The 20,177-nt window shown below is 47.6% G+C and carries 14 protein-coding genes; all 14 read left to right on the top strand.

Annotated features, from left to right (window positions below; all coding sequences use genetic code 11):
- Positions 1-48: 48 nt before the first annotated feature.
- The 14 genes from nuoF (at position 49) to OXH39_21870 (ending at position 19,978) form a co-directional block, all read left to right on the top strand.
- Positions 49-1,524 (top strand): NADH-quinone oxidoreductase subunit NuoF, encoded by a 1,476-nt coding sequence (nuoF, locus tag OXH39_21805; protein MCY3553103.1) that lies wholly within the window; start codon positions 49-51, stop codon positions 1,522-1,524.
- 32 nt (positions 1,525-1,556) lie between these two features.
- The gene (locus OXH39_21810; GenBank protein MCY3553104.1) at positions 1,557-1,859 is read left to right on the top strand and encodes a hypothetical protein; all 303 of its coding nucleotides are present in this window, start codon (positions 1,557-1,559) and stop codon (positions 1,857-1,859) included.
- Positions 1,860-1,955: 96 nt separating this feature from the next.
- The gene (locus OXH39_21815; protein MCY3553105.1) at positions 1,956-3,605 is read left to right on the top strand and encodes a molybdopterin-dependent oxidoreductase; all 1,650 of its coding nucleotides are present in this window, start codon (positions 1,956-1,958) and stop codon (positions 3,603-3,605) included.
- Between the two features lie 37 nt (positions 3,606-3,642).
- Positions 3,643-4,827, top strand: coding sequence for an NADH-quinone oxidoreductase subunit NuoH (gene nuoH, locus OXH39_21820; GenBank protein ID MCY3553106.1), 1,185 nt, complete (start codon positions 3,643-3,645; stop codon positions 4,825-4,827).
- 11 nt (positions 4,828-4,838) lie between these two features.
- Complete coding sequence (locus OXH39_21825) at positions 4,839-5,366, top strand: NADH-quinone oxidoreductase subunit J (GenBank protein MCY3553107.1); 528 nt, start codon at positions 4,839-4,841, stop codon at positions 5,364-5,366.
- A gap of 142 nt (positions 5,367-5,508) precedes the next feature.
- Positions 5,509-5,808, top strand: a complete 300-nt coding sequence (nuoK, locus tag OXH39_21830; GenBank protein ID MCY3553108.1) for an NADH-quinone oxidoreductase subunit NuoK — start codon at positions 5,509-5,511, stop codon at positions 5,806-5,808.
- Positions 5,809-5,918: 110 nt separating this feature from the next.
- Positions 5,919-7,808, top strand: coding sequence for an NADH-quinone oxidoreductase subunit L (gene nuoL, locus OXH39_21835; GenBank protein ID MCY3553109.1), 1,890 nt, complete (start codon positions 5,919-5,921; stop codon positions 7,806-7,808).
- A 77-nt stretch (positions 7,809-7,885) separates the two neighbouring features.
- Positions 7,886-8,314 (top strand): DUF5069 domain-containing protein, encoded by a 429-nt coding sequence (locus OXH39_21840; GenBank protein ID MCY3553110.1) that lies wholly within the window; start codon positions 7,886-7,888, stop codon positions 8,312-8,314.
- A gap of 127 nt (positions 8,315-8,441) precedes the next feature.
- Positions 8,442-10,004 (top strand): NADH-quinone oxidoreductase subunit M, encoded by a 1,563-nt coding sequence (locus OXH39_21845; protein ID MCY3553111.1) that lies wholly within the window; start codon positions 8,442-8,444, stop codon positions 10,002-10,004.
- Positions 10,005-10,037: 33 nt separating this feature from the next.
- Positions 10,038-11,528, top strand: coding sequence for a sodium:proton antiporter (locus tag OXH39_21850; GenBank protein ID MCY3553112.1), 1,491 nt, complete (start codon positions 10,038-10,040; stop codon positions 11,526-11,528).
- A gap of 125 nt (positions 11,529-11,653) precedes the next feature.
- The gene (locus OXH39_21855; protein ID MCY3553113.1) at positions 11,654-13,084 is read left to right on the top strand and encodes an NADH-quinone oxidoreductase subunit N; all 1,431 of its coding nucleotides are present in this window, start codon (positions 11,654-11,656) and stop codon (positions 13,082-13,084) included.
- A gap of 174 nt (positions 13,085-13,258) precedes the next feature.
- Complete coding sequence (locus tag OXH39_21860) at positions 13,259-14,227, top strand: Gfo/Idh/MocA family oxidoreductase (protein MCY3553114.1); 969 nt, start codon at positions 13,259-13,261, stop codon at positions 14,225-14,227.
- A gap of 184 nt (positions 14,228-14,411) precedes the next feature.
- Positions 14,412-16,637, top strand: a complete 2,226-nt coding sequence (locus tag OXH39_21865; GenBank protein MCY3553115.1) for a heavy metal translocating P-type ATPase — start codon at positions 14,412-14,414, stop codon at positions 16,635-16,637.
- Complete coding sequence (locus OXH39_21870; GenBank protein MCY3553116.1) at positions 16,634-19,978, top strand: helicase-related protein; 3,345 nt, start codon at positions 16,634-16,636, stop codon at positions 19,976-19,978. Before OXH39_21865 ends, OXH39_21870 begins: the two co-directional genes overlap by 4 nt.
- Positions 19,979-20,177 lie beyond the last annotated feature (199 nt).

A 20,177-nucleotide genomic window follows, 5' to 3' on the forward strand; every position in this document is an offset into this window, starting at 1 on the left:
AAGCTAAAACTTGCTATACTAAAGTAGACAATTTGTAGAGGAGAAGGTATGGTTGAAGAAAGACGGATTCTCTACGAGCATCTGGATGTACCTGATATTAACACGTTCGATGTCTTTCGGCAATATGACGGCTACACCCGTTTTGAGAAAGCAATTGCGGAATATCAACCTGAAGAGATCGCTAAAATGGTGTTGGATTCAGGCTTGAAAGGCAGAGGCGGTGCCGGTTTTTCTACTGGGGAAAAATGGAGTTTTGTCCCAAGGGATATAAAGCCCTGCTACCTCTGTTGCAACGCCGATGAAAGCGAACCAGGGACATTCAGTAACCGTTACGTCTTGGAGAAAAATCCACACCTATTGATTGAAGGTATCCTGATCTGCTGCTATGCGATGGGCATTGAGACAACTTACGTCTACATTCGGGGTGAATTTACGCTCGGTAAAAAGATGTTGGATGCTGCCATCAAGGAGGCTTATGAAAAAGGTTACCTCGGCAAAAATATTCGTGGCACGGGACTCAACATTGACATCTATACACACCCGGGAGCCGGTGCCTATATCTGTGGCGAGGAGACGGGATTAATTGAATCGCTTGAGGGCAAACGCGGACAGCCTCGAAACAAACCGCCGTTCCCTGCTGTCGAAGGTGTGTTCAGAAAACCCACCGTCGTGCAGAATGTTGAGACGTTATGCAACCTACCTTTCATTATCGGTAATGGTGTTGAATGGTACACACAGATGGGCCCGACGTATGCCGATACGCGGTTTGATCCACCGAAACCTGATGCCAATACCGGCACAAAACTCTATTGCATTAGTGGTGATGTCAATGAACCGGGTGTTTATGAACTTGATCTCGGCTTGACGTGTACAGAACTCATTGAGGTTGCAGGTGGTTTACGTGGCGAAGAGGTGAAAGCCGTCATCCCGGGTGGCAGTTCCGCACCGATTTTGACGCACTATGAGTTAGACACGCGGCTCGATTTTACCTCACTTACACTCGCCAAGTCGATGCTCGGTTCCGGTGGTATCATCGTCATGAACGAGACCCGCAATATCGTGGATTGTTTGCTCAACATCATGAAGTTCTATGCCCATGAATCGTGCGGACAGTGCACGCCGTGCCGTTGGGGTACACCGTGGGTGCGCGATATTGTTCAACGGATTGCCGATGGAAACGGACGAAAAGACACTATCACACGACCCAAATTCGGTGTCGCTGAAGGCGGCAGATGGGGCGATACCGGCGAAACGGAAGAGATTTACGAAGACTTGGATCTGCTGGAGAGTGTCGCCAATAACATTGCGAATGTGGACACGATGACATGGAATACGATATGTGTCTTTGGCATTGCTGTCTCGTGGCCAGCCGTGAGTTATATGCGCAAATTCCGGCCCGAATTTGAAGCCGCCATTCGTGAAAGTAAACTTGTTACCTTGCCTGTTGCCGAGGCGACAGTCCCACCGGAGGAAAACTACGCATATCAGCAGCGGTTTGTTCCAAAAGAGTTCGCTGACCTATAGGGCATAACTGGCGATAGCCGAAAGGAACACCTATGATGAAAACCTTGTTTTTTGCCATTGTGGGCCTTTTATGCCTGAGCACTGTCACTACCGCCGAACTGAGTGTTGAGGGTTTAGAGAAGATCCGGCAAATTGTTAACGAAGCCGAGGTGCGTTTAGAAAAGCGCATCACTGAACGCTTCACAGAGCAGAGCAAAAGGTTAGACTTTCTGGGAACATTGGTAATAACACTCATCGGCGCGCTTATAGCCTTTGTAGGTGTCCCATTAGCCCTCATTGCGTATCAGCAGAACAGACGCACACAACAAGAGGATACCATAAAGCACAAGCCATAGAGATCCAGGTATTGCGCGAGAAAATTGAGACACTTGAAAAATTGTTAAGTTGACGTAAGCGTAATTTCCCTGGTAGGAATACATTGGAGTAAATTTATGGCACTAATTAAATTGAATGACCTTGAGATAGAGGTTGAAGATGGAACGAATGTAGTCGAGGCAGCAAGGCAACACGGCATTGAGGTGCCTCACTACTGTTATCACCCTGGATTGACCCGTCCTGCGAATTGTAGGATGTGCCTCGTTGAACCACACGAATTCTTTCCACCTGCTGGCGCGATTGTTCCGGCACGACAACTCGCGACAGGATGCACAATGGTGCTGAGAACAGCACCTCCCGAAAGGAAACTTGACGGAAAGTACGACTCCATTGTCTATACAGATAGTCCGCGCGTCAAAAAGGCACGCGAGGACATACTGGAATTTCTGCTCGTGCATCATCCACTTGACTGTCCCGTCTGTGATCAGGCTGGTGAATGCGACCTGCAAGACTATAGTTATCGGCATGGACATGATAAAAGCCGGTATATTGAGGTCAAAAATGTTCCACCCAAGAAAGACTTGGGACCGGATGTGCTCCTTTACTCAACGCGCTGTGTCGTCTGTACCCGGTGTATCCGATTTGCGGAAGAGGTTTCAGGAACTGGTGAATTAGGCTTAATTAACCGCGGTTCCCATGATGAAATTGATATTCCGAGAAGCCACGAAGGCGTTCCTTTGCAGGTATTAGATAACAAGTTGGCGGGAAATGTCGTTGACATTTGCCCCGTCGGGGCATTGATTAGCAAAGATTTCCTGTTCAAGTCTCGTCCGTGGTTTATGGAGAAGGCGAACAGTGTCTGTTCAGGATGTAGTGTCGGCTGTAATATTACTGTAGAATATAAAGCCGATGGCGTATATAGACTCAAGCCGCGTTTCCACGAGGATATTAACCAGCATTGGATGTGTGACGATGGTCGTCTCGGTTACCACTATGTGAACAGTGATGACCGTCTCCAACTCCCGCTTAAACGGGTAGATGACGAACTCTCTCCGACACATTGGGCAGATGCCATAGCAACAATCACAGAAAAATTGTCCGAAGTGGAAGCTGAGGATATCGTGGTTATTGGCTCTGCACAAGGCACGAATGAGGATAACTACGTTCTGCAGCAGTTTGCTCACGATGTACTGAAGACAACGCAATTGGGACTCTTTGGGCAGTCGCCGGGTGAAGAACATAAATTCCCACAATTTACAATTGAAGCGGACAAGAATCCGAATACCGCTGGTGCGCGAACCATACTCGGTTCCGCGAACGGGAACGTCGTTTTAGAAGGCGACGCGCTTTGGGAGAAGGTATCGGATGCCAAAGTGGTTTACCTTGTTAGCGGCGCGTCTGAACGTATCCTTGAGGATGCCGAAAAAGCTGCATTAGAGAGTGTCGATTTTCTTATCGTGCAGGACGTTTTACCATCAGAGGTGACGCAATTAGCAGATGTGGTGTTGCCCGGAACGACCTTCGCGGAGAAAGATGGCACTTTCACCAATTCGACGGGTTGGGTACAACGGATTCGCAAAACAATTGATCCACCGGGTGAAGCGCGTGTAGATTGGGAGATTACACAGCAGCTTGCCAAGCAGTTGGGTGGTGAGATGAACTACCACTTTGCTGGTGAGATTGCGCTCGCGATTGCTGAAAATGTGCCAGGCTATACTGACGCAACACATCAGAAAATTGGGGATGCGGGAATTAAGTTAACCTAAGTCTGTAGTCTTTTGGAACTATCAAGAAGGAGAAAATATGCCTCTTCTCGTTTTAATCCTCAGTTCAGCTGTCAAAATCGTCATCATTGTCCATCTGCTGCTTATCGGTGTGATGGCAATGATATGGTCGGAACGCCGGGTGAGCGGATGGATGCAGGATCGGTTGGGACCGAATCGTGTTGGACCGCAAGGGCTGCTCCAACCTATCGCAGACGGGCTTAAATTCCTGTTTAAAGAGGATCTTATCCCGGATCACGTAGATAAGCCGCTTTACGTGCTTGCGCCAGCAATGTTGTTAGTCCCCGCACTTGTTACGGTGGCAGTTGTGCCATTTGGGAATGCTATCACGCTATTTGGGTATGAGATACCTCTCCAGATCGCGGACATCAACATCGGCATTCTGTACGTCTTAGCGATAACGTCGCTTGGAGTCTACGGCGTTGTGCTTGGGGCGTGGGCATCGAATAATAAGTACTCGCTTTTGGGTGGTTTGCGTTCGTCCGCGCAGATGATTAGTTACGAGTTGACACTCGGATTGGCGATTATTGGTGTATTGATGCTGACAAGTTCGCTCAGCCTTCGGACAATCGCGATAGAACAAGGGGCGTATCCTTGGCAGTGGAACTTCCTAATTCACTTCCCGGCGTTTCTTGCGTTCACGACTGCGATGTATGCGGAAACGAACCGGTTACCGTTTGACCTTGCAGAAGCCGAACAGGAACTCGTCGCGGGGTATCACACCGAATACAGCAGCATGAAATTCGCGATGTTTTTCATGGCGGAATATATGAACATGATTGTCGGTTCCGCTGTGACAGTAACGCTCTTTTTAGGCGGATGGCATTTCTTCGGCTTGGAAAACGTCGGAGGTCCTGTGTGGAGTGGACTTATCTCGTTCGGTATCTTCTTTGCCAAGACAGCGATTTTCCTGTTCGTGTTTATTTGGGTCCGCTGGACACTGCCTCGGTTCCGCTACGATCAGCTCATGAACTTAGGTTGGAAATTCTTGTTACCTGTTGCCTTGAGTTCAATTGTCGTAACCGGTACCTTATGGATAACGACTGGCTCTCGTCTGATGGTGGGTATTGGCAACGTGGTTGCGGCGTTCATCGTTGTGTCAATAGTGGCAGGGCTGCTTGTCATGAACAAGACACCTGAACCAGCAATACAGGATAGCAATCAGCAAATTACCCCCAGCAGCGCACTGGACGCTATAGAATAGGAGGCGTGTGAATGAATCCAGAACAGATACTATTTATTCTCTTTGGAGCGGTCGCGCTGATTGGTGCGATTGCTGTTATTTCGTTTCGACATCCAATTTATAGCGCGCTTTCGCTGATTGTAACGTTCTTCGCGCAAGCAGGGCTTTTCGTCCTGTTGGGTGCACATTTCGTTGCGGCTGTCCAAGTAATCGTCTATGCCGGCGCAATCATGGTCCTGTTCCTCTTTGTGATTATGCTCCTGAACCTCGGCACACTCTCGGCGAAAGGGGCTATTGGACGGAAACTCAAAGGTTTCGCGATAATCTTAGGTATTCTCTTGGCTGCTGAGGGCATCTATATCGCAATGAATGCGATCAACGATACCGCGGTTGCATCTGCACAGACTGCTACGGAATCGGTAACGACGACCACTTATGACATTGGCGAACTTTTGTTCAGCAAGTATCTCTTGCCATTTGAGGTTACCTCGCTTATTTTGTTGGCGGCATTGATTGGTGTTATCGTCTTGGTAAAACGCGAAAGTCAAGAAGAAAATTAAAGTCGGTAATCACCAGTCGGTAGATGAGGTGTTATCTTTATAACATCAAGAACATAGCCTGTAATGTAATGGAAGGCGGGTCTACGGCGGTAGCTGTTGAAGTTCCAAGTCCCTTGACCGAACCGCAAGGAAAATTAAAAATATGTCATTAGAGTATTATCTCATATTGAGCGCACTCTTGTTTACAATCGGAGTAATCGGAGTCCTCATCCGCAGGAACGCTATTATCATCTTTATGTGTATTGAGTTGATGCTGAATGCGGCGAACCTCGCCTTTGTAGCAATCGGCCGGAGCCTCGGTGAGGCAACTGGACAGGTGTTCGTTTTCTTCGTGATGACCGTTGCTGCCGCTGAGGTCGCAATTGGGCTCGCAATCATTGTAAGCGTTTTCAAACATCGACAGACAATTAACGTAGATGAGGTTAATTCGTTAAAAGGCTAAAGTTAGCAGTCGGTAGTCAGCCATCGGCTTTCGATATGTGGTAGGTGCGTATCGTTTGCACGCTACAAGCGATTCTTTACTGATAGCCGATAGCCATAAAAGGATAAAATATGTCACAAGAACTAATTGTTGTCCTGTTAGTTGCCCCGCTTGTTGGGTTTCTGATTAATGGGTTATTTGGAAAATGGCTAAAAAGTAACGAGAAACTGAGCGGATGGATAGGTGCGCTTGCAGTGCTTGTCTCCTTAGTCTGTTCGATTATAGCCTTTACCAGTTTGAACGGCGGTGCTGCCCCGTTTGATGAAGTGCTTTATGAATGGATTACGGGCGAGTCGTTCGCTTTCAATATCGGCTTTCGCGTCGACGCGTTGACAGCAGTCATGTTGTTGGTCATTACGGGTGTCGGTTTCCTCATCCATGTCTATTCAATCGGTTACATGCACGGCGATGAAGGATATACCCGCTATTTTGCCTACCTAAATCTGTTTGTTTTCGCAATGTTAATTCTCGTCCTCGGCAACAACTACCTGATGATGTTTGTCGGATGGGAAGGCGTTGGTCTCTGCTCTTATTTACTGATTGGGTTCTGGTATGACAAGCAATCAGCAACGGATGCTGGGAAAAAGGCTTTTATTGTGAACCGGATTGGTGATTTCGGTTTCCTGCTGGGGATGTTTACGCTGTTTGCAGCCTTCGGAACCCTCGATTTCGGGGCAATGTTTGAAGCCGCTGAAGCAGATAATTTTCAGAAAGTCTTTGGAGCCAGTACCCTCGTGGTCGCAACATTGCTACTCTTCGTCGGCGCGATTGGTAAATCAGCGCAGATACCGCTCTATGTATGGCTACCGGACGCAATGGAAGGTCCAACGCCCGTTAGTGCGTTGATTCACGCTGCGACAATGGTAACCGCAGGGGTGTATATGATAGCACGCTCGGCTGTGCTTTACGACATCGCGCATACCGGTGAGGTTGTCGCATGGATTGGTGTCCTGACTGCGTTCCTCGCTGCAACGATAGCACTTGCACAAAACGATATTAAACGCATCCTCGCCTATTCCACCGTGAGTCAGCTCGGTTATATGTTCGTTGGCGTTGGGGTTGGTGCTTATGCGTCAGGTGTGTTCCACTTGGTAACGCATGCCTTCTTTAAAGGATTGATGTTCCTTACCGCCGGTAGTGTAATGCACGCGATGGCGAATGAACTGGATATGCGGAAGATGGGCGGCTTGAAGGCGAAGATGCCGATAACGCATTGGACATTTTTGATCGGCGCACTTGCCATCGCAGGATTTCCGTTTCTTAGCGGTTTCTGGAGCAAGGATGAAATCCTACACAGTGCATGGAGCAGCTCTCCCATAATTTACGTTATCGGGTTAGTGACAGCGTTCCTAACAGCGTTTTATATGTTCCGCTTAATCTTTGTGACATTTTATGGTGAATCTCGCGTTGAATCCGAAGTTGAATCGCATCTGCACGAATCACCGCCAGTCATGTGGCTGCCGTTGGCGATCTTAGCGATTCCTTCTGCTTTGATCGGTTTGCTATTGGGCTGGGGCGGACATGGAAGTTGGTTCCATCATTTCACGAAGAGCGTTTTTCCAGAGGCACATCATGATGCATCGGGGAATGTTATCTTGTTTATGGTAATTTCATCGGTCGTTGGTTTGGCAGGTATTGCGTTTGCATGGATGCGTTATAGCAAACGGGTGCCGTCTGATGAACCTACCAATGCGATACATAAATTTGTTGCAAATAAGTACTACGTTGATGAGGTTTATAACTCGCTTATTGTGCAACCGATCAAGAATGCTTCTCACTATCTATTGTGGCGGATTGTAGATAACGGCGTTATCGACGGAATTGTCAATGGCGTGGCTGCTATCATTCGGGTGATTGGTGGAACATTACGACGACTCCAGACAGGACTCGTCCAGGCTTACATCGTGTCAATGGTTTTAGGAATTGTGTTATTCCTTGCCTACTATCTATTTTTTGCTTAGGCTGACTGGATTTTGATGTGGCGCGAGGTATTCCTACCTTGCAATCCTTTTTTAGGCAGTGCTAACGGAGAATGAAGATGGGAAAGAGCACTTTTCGACCGCGGGATATAATCAACAAAGAGGTTGCCGGTATCTGCGGTGTTGCAAGGTTAACAGATAAAGCACGAGCCGCACATGCTGGTGAAATCGGAAATTATAAGTACGGTGCTGAATCCACACAGGATACAGGAATTTTGTCCTTTCTCGGTATTTCAGCGGAGGCTTTTCAGGAAGCCGCTGTGCATATTGACAATGATGTCAAGCTTGGAGCATGGATTTTGGATAACTCCAAGAAGTCATCTGAGGAAATATCGGCGTTCAATCGTAAGATGAAAACTTGGTGGCAGAACAACATGCCGAGTGACGACTTTTCAAAACGTCGCCGCAAATTAGCTGAAAAAGATGAAGACCGTTGGCTTTTTTGGTTCTTCCCTTCGGCGTGGCTCTGGAAACGTTTTTTTAAATAGTAACTTATTTCTTCGAGAGAGAAGATCCCGGTTGGCGTACGCCAAGTTGGGGTAAACTGTTACATACAGAGGCTCTTAACCGACGATTGACAACCGATAACCGATAACCATTAAAACGGAGGTTTCCTTGTTACTTTCAATAGTCATTTTTTTACCATTACTTGGCGTGATAGCAATCGCATTGCTCAGGGGACTCGGCGCAACCGCTGTGAAAGGCATCGCGCTTGTCATTGGGCTTCTGACGTTTGTTATCTCGTTGGGGCTTTATACCGGGTTTGACGCAACCACTGCAACATTCCAGAATGTCACTCAAGAAGAATGGATCCCCGGTTTAGGCACAAAATACCACATCGGTATAGATGGTATTTCGTTGTGGTTAGTGTTGTTGACAACGTTCCTGACCCCAGTGTGTATCCTTGCCGCATGGAATTCTGTGGAAAAAGGGTTGAGCGGTTTTATGATGTCGCTTCTCGCACTTGAAACCGGGATGTTGGGTGTCTTCTGTGCTTTGGATCTGTTCCTCTTTTTCGTCTTTTGGGAGGCGATGCTAATCCCGATGTACTTCCTCATCGGTATCTGGGGTGGGGAACGTCGGATTTATGCCACCGTGAAGTTCGTCCTTTATACGATGGCAGGCAGCGCGCTTATGCTCGTCGGCATTTTGGTGCTGTACTTCCAAAACGGGAACAGTTTTGACTTCACAACGCTCAGCGGTCCATTTGAACATTCGCATCTGTTATTCCTCGCGTTTTTTATCGCGTTTGCGATTAAGGTGCCCCTCTTTCCGTTCCATACGTGGCTCCCAGATGCCCACGTTGAAGCACCTACGGTCGGGAGTGTAATCCTTGCCGGAGTCCTACTGAAGATGGGAACTTATGGAATCGTCCGATTTTGCCTACCGCTCTTTCCCGATGCCGCTACGCAATTCACACCTTTGATTGTAACCCTCGCTGTCATCGGCATCATCTATGGAGCGTTGGTAGCCATGGTGCAACCAGATCTGAAAAAGCTGGTGGCATACTCCAGTGTGAGTCACCTCGGTTTTGTTGTATTGGGACTCTTTTCAAAGAGTGCTGCAGCAATTCAGGGAAGCGTGTTGCAAATGATTAATCACGGCTTAAGTACAGGGGCGTTGTTCCTCTTAGTCGGGATGATTTATGAACGACGGCACAGTAGGATGATTGTTGATTTCGGTGGCTTGTCAAAACGGATGCCGATTTTTGCTGTAATTTTTATGATTGTAACGTTGTCATCCATTGGACTACCGGGTTTGAACGGGTTCGTTGGCGAATATATGATATTGTTCGGAAGTTTTGATCAGGGTGCTTTCTCTAAAGTATACGTCGTCTTCGCAACCGCAGGTGTGATCCTGGCAGCCGTATATATGCTGTGGATGTTCCAACGGGTGATGTTCGGAACACTTGATAAAACTAATGCAGAGTTGCCTGACTTGAACGCGCGCGAAGTTGTTGTGATGCTTCCACTACTTCTGTTCATCGTCTGGATCGGTGTTTATCCAAAGCCTTTTCTGAGTAAGATGGAGAAATCGGTAGGTCTTGTTGTGACAAAAGTGCAGACCGAACCTGCTATGGGTCGCGCTGAAAAACAGATGCTCGGAGACCCTCAACTCGTACTACAAGAGACGCAGCGCGCACAACGTGAAGATATTGAAAAGGAGGCACGGCAGTAGGCGCGATCTCCGTATCGCGACTCTCGATTATAAATGAAGTTTAAACTTGCATCTTGTCTTATTCTCTGTGTAATTTTCGGACTTGTATTAGCTGTTTCAATGGAAGCCTTGGGCGCAGATGACCCGCATGGCGGCGAAGGTGCACATCATGGTCATGGCGTAGACGGCGCAAAATTGCCTATCTGGAGTATTATTCCTTTCGTTGGTATTTTGCTATCGATTGCAATTTTCCCACTTGTGTTAGACTCACACTTTCTCGTTCATCACGGTGGGAAAATGTCGTTGGTCTGGGCATCAGTCTTCGCGATCCCCTATCTTGTTGCTTTTCGAGGAGAAGCTTTTTACGACATCCTGCACATCTATCTATTAGACTATATCCCATTCATCCTTCTTTTGTGGGGTTTGTTCACAGTTGCGGGTGGGATTCTCGTGCGTGGCACGTTGCGTGGCACACCGGTCCTCAATACGTTCTTACTGTTAATCGGCACAGTGATCGCATCATGGGTCGGAACTACAGGCGCATCAATGCTCCTGATCCGTCCTTTAATCCGAGCAAATGCATACCGAAAGAATAAGGTTCATCTAATTGTCTTTTTCATCTTTCTCGTAAGTAACATCGGTGGTTCTTTAACACCAATAGGAGACCCCCCTCTATTCCTCGGGTTTCTCCGCGGCGTGCCGTTCTTCTGGACAACTACGGCATTATTCCCGCACATGTTACTTATAAGCGTAGTGTTACTTATTCTGTTCTTTATATTTGACACTTTGATGTTTAAACGCGAAGGAGGCGTGGTACCAGACGATGGAACCAATGAACCTGTTCGCGTAGAGGGACTTTTCAACCTCGTCTTCCTGTTCGGGATCATTGCTGCTGTTCTCATGAGCGGTACTTTCAAGTGGGGCGAGGTCAACATCCTTGGCGTTCATGTATATTGGCAAAATATTGCGCGTGAAGCCTTGATTGTTATTATGGGGTTACTGTCACTTAAATATACACCCTTCAGTGGTGAATTACGTCAATCCAACGAATTTTCATGGGAGCCGATTGAAGAGGTTGCCAAGGTGTTTGCTGGTATCTTTATGACCATTATTCCAGCATTGGCAATCCTGAAAGCAGGGGAGAACGGCGCGCTGGCAGGTTTAATTGGTGCTATGCAACAACCGTACCACTATTTCTGGATTACTGGTGTTTTGTCCAGTTTCTTGGACAATGCCCCAACATATTTGACATTCTTCAATACCGCACTTGGAAAATTACACCTTACTGAAACAGTTGTACCGCAAATTCTGACAGGTCAATTGACGGAACCACAACACCTTGAGTTTATCAAATTGCTAACGGCTATCTCTGTCGGAGCAGTTTTCATGGGCGCGAATACCTATATCGGCAATGCCCCGAATTTCATGGTCAAAGCAATCGCGGAACAAAGCGGTATCCGCATGCCAAGCTTTTTCGGGTATATGCTCTGGTCAGTGGTGATCTTATTCCCGCTCTTTGTGGTTGTAACATTTGTGTTCCTGTAATGGCAGTCGGCAGTCAGCAGTCGGCTTTCAGTGTTTGGCAGTTGCGTATTACTTCACTGCCCTAATTACTCTTTACTGACAACCGATAGCCGATAGCCGATAGCCACAAAAAAAGGAGATTTTAAATGCCGGTAATTAACTGGGGATTGCTGATGCCGGAACTGGTTATCGCTTTAACGCTGCTCATTGTCCTCGTTTTTGACCTGTTTGACTCGATCTCAAAAGCAGTCCTTGGCTGGATGACGATCGTTGGGGCTGGGATCGCGCTGTGGGTTTCTATACAGATGCACCACGCTGGCACGGTCGGCACCCAATTCAATGAAATGTTTAAAGTAGATAATTTCTCGCTCTTCTTCAACATCATCTTCCTCGTCTCCACGATTTTGGTTGCGTTGATTTCGATGAGTTATTTGGACAGAAATGACAGGAAGCAGGGACCTTATTATCTACTTATTTTGCTGGCAACGCTGGGTATGATGTTAATGGCTGCTGGCAACGAACTGATTATCGTCTTCCTCGGCTTGGAACTGATGTCGTTGTCGCTGTATGTGTTGGCGGGTTATTTTCGGGAAAGTCCCGCTTCGAGCGAAGCTGGGATGAAGTACTTATTGCTCGGTGCATTTGCGAGTGCGTTTTTCTTGTACGGAATTGCGCTAATTTATGGCGGTGCTGGCACAACAAGTGTACCCGCAATTGCTGAGGCAATTGCAGCCCCGAATAAATCGCCTCTGTTGTTAGCAGGGATGTTCTTGCTCATCGTTGGGTTTGGGTTTAAAGTTGCGATTGTTCCATTCCATCAGTGGGCACCTGATGTTTACGAAGGCGCGCCGACAACAATAGCGGCGTTTATCTCCGCCGGACCGAAGGCGGCTGGATTTGCAGCGTTCCTCAGAATTTTCATGGAAGCACTACCGAACCTACAAGTGGAGTGGGGAAGCGTTCTCATTGTATTGGCGATGTTGACAATGACCGTTGGCAATGTTATTGCAATTGCCCAAACGAACATCAAACGGATGCTCGCGTATTCCAGTATTGCGCATGCTGGTTATGTCTTAATTGGATTGGCGGCTGCAAATAACGATGGGATCTCCAGTGCGATGCTTTATCTGCTCATTTATTGTGTGATGAACATTGGTGCATTCGGTGCGGTTATCTTGGCGAAAACGGAAGATGGTGAGAGTCTAATGATTTCTGATTACGCTGGACTTGGACTCCGAAAGCCGCTACTCGCGATGTTTATGACGGTAATGCTTTTATCGCTCGCCGGTTTTCCACCAACTGCCGGATTTGTTGGGAAATTATATATCTTCAAATCCGCGGTTCAAGCGGGGCATATCTGGCTCGTCATTATCGGTGCTATAAACACCGCAATATCGGCGTTCTATTACCTGCGCGTCGTCGTAACGATGTATATGCGTGAGCCGGAAGAGGAACTGACGTTCACCTCGTATCCGAGCACACTTGTTGTGGGGTTAGTCCTCGCAGCGATTGGTGTGCTGCTTATCGGTATTCTACCATCGCTCATGCTCACACCAGCACAGAATTCTGTTTTTTAATGGCTTTCAACCATCGGCAGTCAGCCTGCGGACTGAAAACCGATGGATATTAAACTGAGGTGCGGAAGGATAGAAAATGAACCTCCAGTCTTCCACACTTCCATTCTTCCATTGTGCTAATAACAAAGTGAGTAATTTTGCATAAGTCTTAAGGAAAACGAAAAAGAGGACGCTATGTCAGATGTTAGATTAGGCTTTATCGGCACAGGTGGCAACATGAATCGCCATCTGCGCGAATTAACCGAGATAGGCGGCTCAACATTCGTCGCCTTCTGTGATATTGTAGTTGAGAAAGCGGAACAGGCTGTCACGCAGTACGGCGGTAAAGCCTACGCCGACTATAACCAGATGCTCGCACATGAGGAATTGGATGCTGTTTATATCTCAATTCCGCCTTTTGCCCACGGGGCACCTGAGCGTGCTGTTGTTGCTGCCGGACTACCGATGTTTGTGGAAAAACCTGTCCACATGGATACCGATGATGCGAAGGACATTGCAGCGGAAATAGAAGAAAAAGGTATCATAACCGCTGCCGGATACCAGGAACGTTATCTTGACATCATCGACAAAGCGCAGGAACTCCTTGCTTCCCGACGCGTCGGATTCTTCATGGGCTACTGGATGGGCGGCATGCCCGGTGGATGGTGGCGCGAGAAAGCGAAATCTGGTGGACAGCTCATGGAGCAGACGACACACGAATTTGATATGGCGCGGTACCTCTTCGGCGAAGTCAAAACCGTTTATGCCGTCGCACGCTACGATTTAATTCCAGATACCGATTACGATATTGAGGAAGCGTCTGCGGTCTCTTTACAATTTGAAAGTGGTGTTTTCGGCATTATGTTCTCCGCTTGCTTCACAACGAATGGAATGCGGCGTTCTGGGTTAGACATCTTTTGTGAGGACGGTTCGCTTGAATACCATCTCCGTAGTGCCCTTGTGCTCTCTACTGCCGATGAGAAAACCACGTGGAACCCGCAAAACAATTGTACGATTGATATGGATAGTACCTTTATTGAGGCAGTTCGCACCGGAGATGGCAGTGCAATCCGATCCCCCTACGCTGATGCCGCGAAAACTGCTATTTTATCTATCGCTGCCAATGAATCTCTGGAAACTGGCCTACCTGTGCATCTAACATAGCAGATTGTGTCCGAATTATATTTTCAGGGCAGGTATGCGTACCTGCCCTATGAGAGCAATCCCTACATTCCGATAAAAACAGCCTTCCTAACATATATCGTTATTCAGTACACCCCATTTTGATAAAAGATTTTGACGACATCATACACTTCTTTAAACTGACAACTGATAACCGGTAACTATTATGGAACAACAAATTAACCTCCCTATCACCGGAATGCACTGCGAAAACTGTACAAGTACTATCACACGGCATCTTAAAAAGATGGATGGTATCCTTGCCGCAGAGGTTAGCCTCGCCACCGAATATGCAGCGGTTACCTTCGATACATCCACACTCAGCGAGGAAACCATCGTTGATAAGATCCGAGATCTCGGTTTTGACGTTGTCGGTGAGGACGAAGAGGACGAAGCTCGCGCTGAGGAATCCCGACGGCAAAAGATACAATTCACTGTCGGTGTAATCTTCACGCTCCCACTTTTTCTCCTCAGCATGGGTAGAGACATGAACCTGTTGGGTGAGTGGGCATCTGCGCACTGGGTTAACTGGCTGATGTTTGGTTTAGCATTACCGGTGCAGGGTTATGTCGCCTGGGACTATTACATCGGCGGCTTTAAGGCACTGCGCAACCGATCCGCCAATATGGATGTACTCGTTGCAATGGGCACATCCGTAGCGTTTTTCTATAGTCTCGTTGTAACGATTGCACTAACAGCGGGCGGGGGGGAACGCTTCGGCGCGCATGTCTATTTTGAGACAGCCGCAGTTATCGTTACGTTGATTAAGTTAGGGAAACTACTTGAAGCACGTGCCAAAGGTAAGATAAACGCAGCCCTCAAAAAACTCCCGAAACTTTTTCCCGAAACAGCGTGCCGCTTAGAAAACGGCGAGGAACAACACGTTCCTATTGAACAGGTCGGTGTTGGAGATGTCCTTCTTGTGCGTCCCGGCGAAAGTATTCCTGTTGATGGTGTGGTGCGCAGCGGCACAAGTGCCATTGATGAAAGCGTCTTCACCGGAGAAAGCGTACCTGTAGATAAGGTACCGGGCGACGCTGTGATCGCGGCGACGATGAATCAGAGTGGCATGCTCACAATGGAAGCCACACATATAGGGGCAGAAACGGCACTTGCCCGTCTTGTCCAATTGGTACGGACAACGCAACAGAGCAAACCTCCCATCCAACGCGCTGCCGATGCAGTCACAAATGTGTTTGTACCTGTTGTCACCGCGATTGCCGTTGTGACGTTTCTCGTGTGGTGGTTTCTCATCGGAGCAGGATTCACCCCGGCAATGCTCCGTTTAGTTGCAATCCTCGTCACAGCCTGCCCTTGTGCATTGGGACTTGCCACCCCGACCGCCGTTATGATGGGAACCGGTATCGGTGCGCAGCGCGGCATCCTCTTCCGAAACGGTGAAGCACTTGAACGCGCTGGGGACTTAACCACAATTGTGCTCGATAAAACAGGCACCTTGACAGAGGGCAAACTCACGCTTACCGATATTCTCACAGATAAAGACGAATCGGAACTCCTACAACTGTCTGCTGCTGCGGAGCGTGGCAGTGAACATCCCATCGGAAAAGCAGTTGTCCAAGCCGCTAAGGAACGTGGACTGGACATCGCTACGCCAAGTGCGTTTGAGGCAGTTGTTGGGCACGGTATCGCTGCACAAGTGGGTGAAAATAGTGTCATCATAGGCAATTTACCCTTAATTCAACAACACAGTGTTCCCACGAACGGATTTGAAGAAGAAGCAGCGCGTCTACAGACTGAGGCGAAAACTGTCCTATGGGTTGCTGTTGATGGGTACGTTGTTGGGCTTTTGGCGGTCGCGGACACGTTGAAACCCGAAGCACAAGCTGCAGTCTCGGAGCTCTACGAACTTGGATGTACTGTAACAATGATGACGGGGGATAACCGCGTTACGGCTGATACGATCGCCAAGGCTGCACGGATTAGCGATGTCATGGCAGAACTCAAACCCGAAGATAAAGCGGCAGCTGTTAAGAAGCTACAGACGGAAAATGGTGGACTCGTTGCAATGGTAGGCGATGGCATTAACGATACCCCCGCATTGGCACAAGCCGATATTGGCATCTCACTCGGCACAGGCACCGATATTGCCAGAGAGACAGCACACGTGACGCTCATGCACAGCGATTTGCGTGGACTCCCAGATGCCATTCGGCTGAGCCGCTCAACGATGCGCACGATTAAACAGAACCTGTTCTGGGCATTTTTCTACAATGTGCTTTTAATTCCTATCGCAGCAGGCGCACTTTATCCACTATCTTTCGTGCCGACAATGTTCCGAGAACTACACCCGATGCTTGCCGCGTTTGCAATGGCATTTAGCAGTGTATCGGTTGTGCTGAATAGTCTGCGGCTCCAATGGAGAAAATCATGATTTCTGATATTACTTACGGTACAATAGTTGAAGGACCTCTCTGGTCCGAACCAGTTCAAGTTTTGGCTTATCAGCCACTTCCAGACGGTGGTTTTCACATTGTTGGGACCCTGACGAATTCACAGACATCTATCAATGAGGAAATTACTACAGTAGAAGCGGATGAATTGCGTCGTGTTACAACACAAGTAGATTTTACAGGTAATGCTCGTCACGCCTTTCTTGGACTTGAGGCGAAACGCTACCGATATGCGGCTCTCTACGATCCAACCTTTGCGATTAGCATCTCAAAGGTTGACCCGCTACCGCATCAGATTGAAGCGGTGTGGCAGGTTCTCAAGCAGACGCGTATCCGCTTTCTCATAGCTGATGACCCGGGATCTGGTAAAACGATTATGGCGGGGCTCATTGCGAAGGAACTTAAACTCCGAAATCAGGTTAAACGTATCTTAATTGTTGCTCCGGGGCACCTAATCACGCAGTGGACACAAGAGATGAAGACACGATTTGAGGAGAACTTTACTCATGTCACGCGTGCCTACGTCAATTCACATCAACATGAAAACGTCTGGCATCGTGAACAACAATTGATTACCTCCATGGATTTTGCTCGCCAAGATGAAATCCGTGAGACAATAGCCAACACTCATTTTGACCTGATTATTGTTGACGAGGCGCATAAGATGGCTGCCGATCAGTACGGTGAAACTAAGAGGTATAAGTTGGGTAAATGTCTCTCTAACTGCACAACACACCTTCTCTTTCTCACGGCAACACCGCATCGGGGCGATTCTGAAAACTTTCGACTTTTCCTCGATTTACTTGAGCCTGGTTTCTTTGCAGATCCAACCCAAGTTCAAGAATCCATTAGAAAGAAGGATAATCCGCTCTTCATCCGGCGAGTAAAGGAAGACCTTAAAGATTTTGAAGGAAAACCCCTTTTCTTACCTCGCCACGTCCAGACCAAACCGTTTCGCCTTGGTGCAGAATCTGAACGCGAAATGGAACTTTATAACGCGCTCTCCGAGTACATCCGTGAGCAGTACAACCGATTTTCTGAGGATTCACAGAAGCGAAACAATGTCGCTTTTGCACTGGTTATCTTGCAACGACGACTTGCCTCCAGTACCTACGCGCTCTGCATCTCACTTCAACGCCGACAAAAACGTCTAACAGAATTACTTGAGAGTGTCACACTTCAAGTGGATACAGCACCGACCGAGCAGCAGCGCGACGAAATAGAAGATCTCGGTGAAGCCGAACGCTGGGAGCGGGAGCAGCAATGGGAAGTCCTCTCCGTTGCCGAAAACAGGGAGGAGTTAGAAGATGAGATCGAGACGCTCAAATACCTTGAACGTAAGGCACAACAGATTATTGACAGTGAAAAGGAAATTAAGCTACAACAATTCAAAAAAGCACTTGATGAACTAAACGGGCAACACTCTAATGAAAAGATTCTCATCTTCACTGAGTACTTTGATACGCTGGATTACCTAGCCCAGAAGGTGAAGGCATGGGGTTTTTCTGTATCCGTCATCCATGGAAAAATGCCACACGAAAAGCGGGTAGAAACACAACAAATCTTTGAAGACGAAACGCAGATCCTCATTGCAACGGAGGCTGCAGGCGAGGGTATTAATCTCCAATTCTGTCACTTGATGATTAACTACGACTTACCGTGGAATCCGAATCGTCTTGAGCAGCGGATGGGACGAATTCATCGCTACGGACAAAAAAACGAGGTTCATGTTATCAACCTTGTCGCGTCCGATACTCGGGAAGGGGCTGTTTTTAACCGCCTCTTTGAAAAACTTGATACCATCCGAGATGCGCTCGGCAGAGATCGCGTCTATGATGTTATTGGAGAACTTTTTCCCAAGAGGAATTTGGCACAACTCATGCTTGAAGCTGCTGCAAGCACACGTAACCATGCCCAACTTCTTGAGGAAATTGACACCACCCTTGATGCTGGACAGTTAAACTTCTTTAAGAATTTCAACGAGGATACGCTTGTCTCGCCTTATATCAACCTGCCTCAAGTAAATGAGCTCCAGCAACAGGCGCGCGAACACGGACTTATCCCTGAATATACACGTGAGTTTTTCCGAAAAACTTTTGAAACTCTCAATCGTACTCTTCATAAACGCCAAGATGGTTTATTTAAAATTGAACGTGTACCTTCCCAAATAGCGAAAATCAGCGAGGACTTGCAGTTCAGGCAGATGTACCCGGCGTTGACACGCGGAAGTTACCCAAAAGTAACGTTTGATAAAGCGCATGCCTCTATAGATCCAACAGCTGAATTCATTTCTTTCGGTCATCCACTTTTTGAAGCAACTGTGCGATATGCCGAACAAACTTACGCCGAAGCTCTCAAAATGGGTGCCTGCTTTGAAGATCCAGATGGTATATATAAGGGGGTTATTGTATTCTATGAAGGTGAAATCCGAGATGGAGCGGAGAATGTAACAGGAAAACGTCTCTTTGCGTTTTATCTCGGTGATGGCTCGGACACTATAAAAAAAGTTAACCCAGTGCTTATCTGGGACTTCCGAGAAGTAGAAGCGGGACCAGTCCGAGAACCCATAGAGATACAAGAACTTGAAGAAAAATTTGGAACACAAGTACGCATTCACTTAGAGCAATATAAGCAAGAGCTTACCGAAGAACGGGAACGACAGGTGAACATCAAAAGAAAATACGGTATCGCCTCATTAGATCAACTCATCCTTAAATTGGATCGTGAACTGCTTGAACTTGGGGCGCGTAGTGAAAAGGGCGAAGATGTCAGATTGGTTACCCAAAACAAGGCGGAACAGAAACGTCACTATGAGGAAGAAAAAGAAAGATTAGAAGAAACATGTCGGCAAGAGGTGACGCTCGCCAGAAAACCACCGACCTTTGCTGGGGCAATTCGCATCATACCTGCTACTCAGGTCGATGATACAGACACTCAACCGTATAACAAATCGGAAATTGAACGGATCGGTATGGAGTCTGCTACGCGTCATGAAGAAAAACAGGGGCACATCGTAGAGGATATCTCGGCAGAGAATCTGGGCTTCGATCTCCGCTCAAAAACCCCGGATGGCAAAGTCCGATGCATTGAAGTGAAAGCTCGCGCGGACCGCGCACCTGTTACGCTCACTTCCAACGAGTGGTTCAGAGCCAAGCAACTCAAGGACGATTACTTTCTCTACGTCGTTCTTAATGTTGCAACGCAACCGGAACTTTATATTATACGGAATCCTGCTAACCAGATAACCGATATAATACAGGTTAAGGAAGTAAGGTATCAAGTTCCACTTTCAGAGATAACAGGAAGTGACAAACTTGCCTAAACGTAAAGGAATCTCTATATCCCGTATTCACTTCTTATCCGTTTTTGGGAAAATTGATTTGCCGCAGAATCATTCAATTGTCCATTTTTCGATCGGATTTTCACCGCTAGGACCGGTAGATGCGGTTTCTTAACCGCACCATAGGTGTCAATTTAAGAAAAAACAACTGTCGCAAATCCAGTCTGGTAGGTTCGGTTTC

The sequence above is a fragment of the Candidatus Poribacteria bacterium genome (genome assembly GCA_026702755.1).
Lineage (GTDB): Bacteria > Poribacteria > WGA-4E > WGA-4E > WGA-3G > WGA-3G.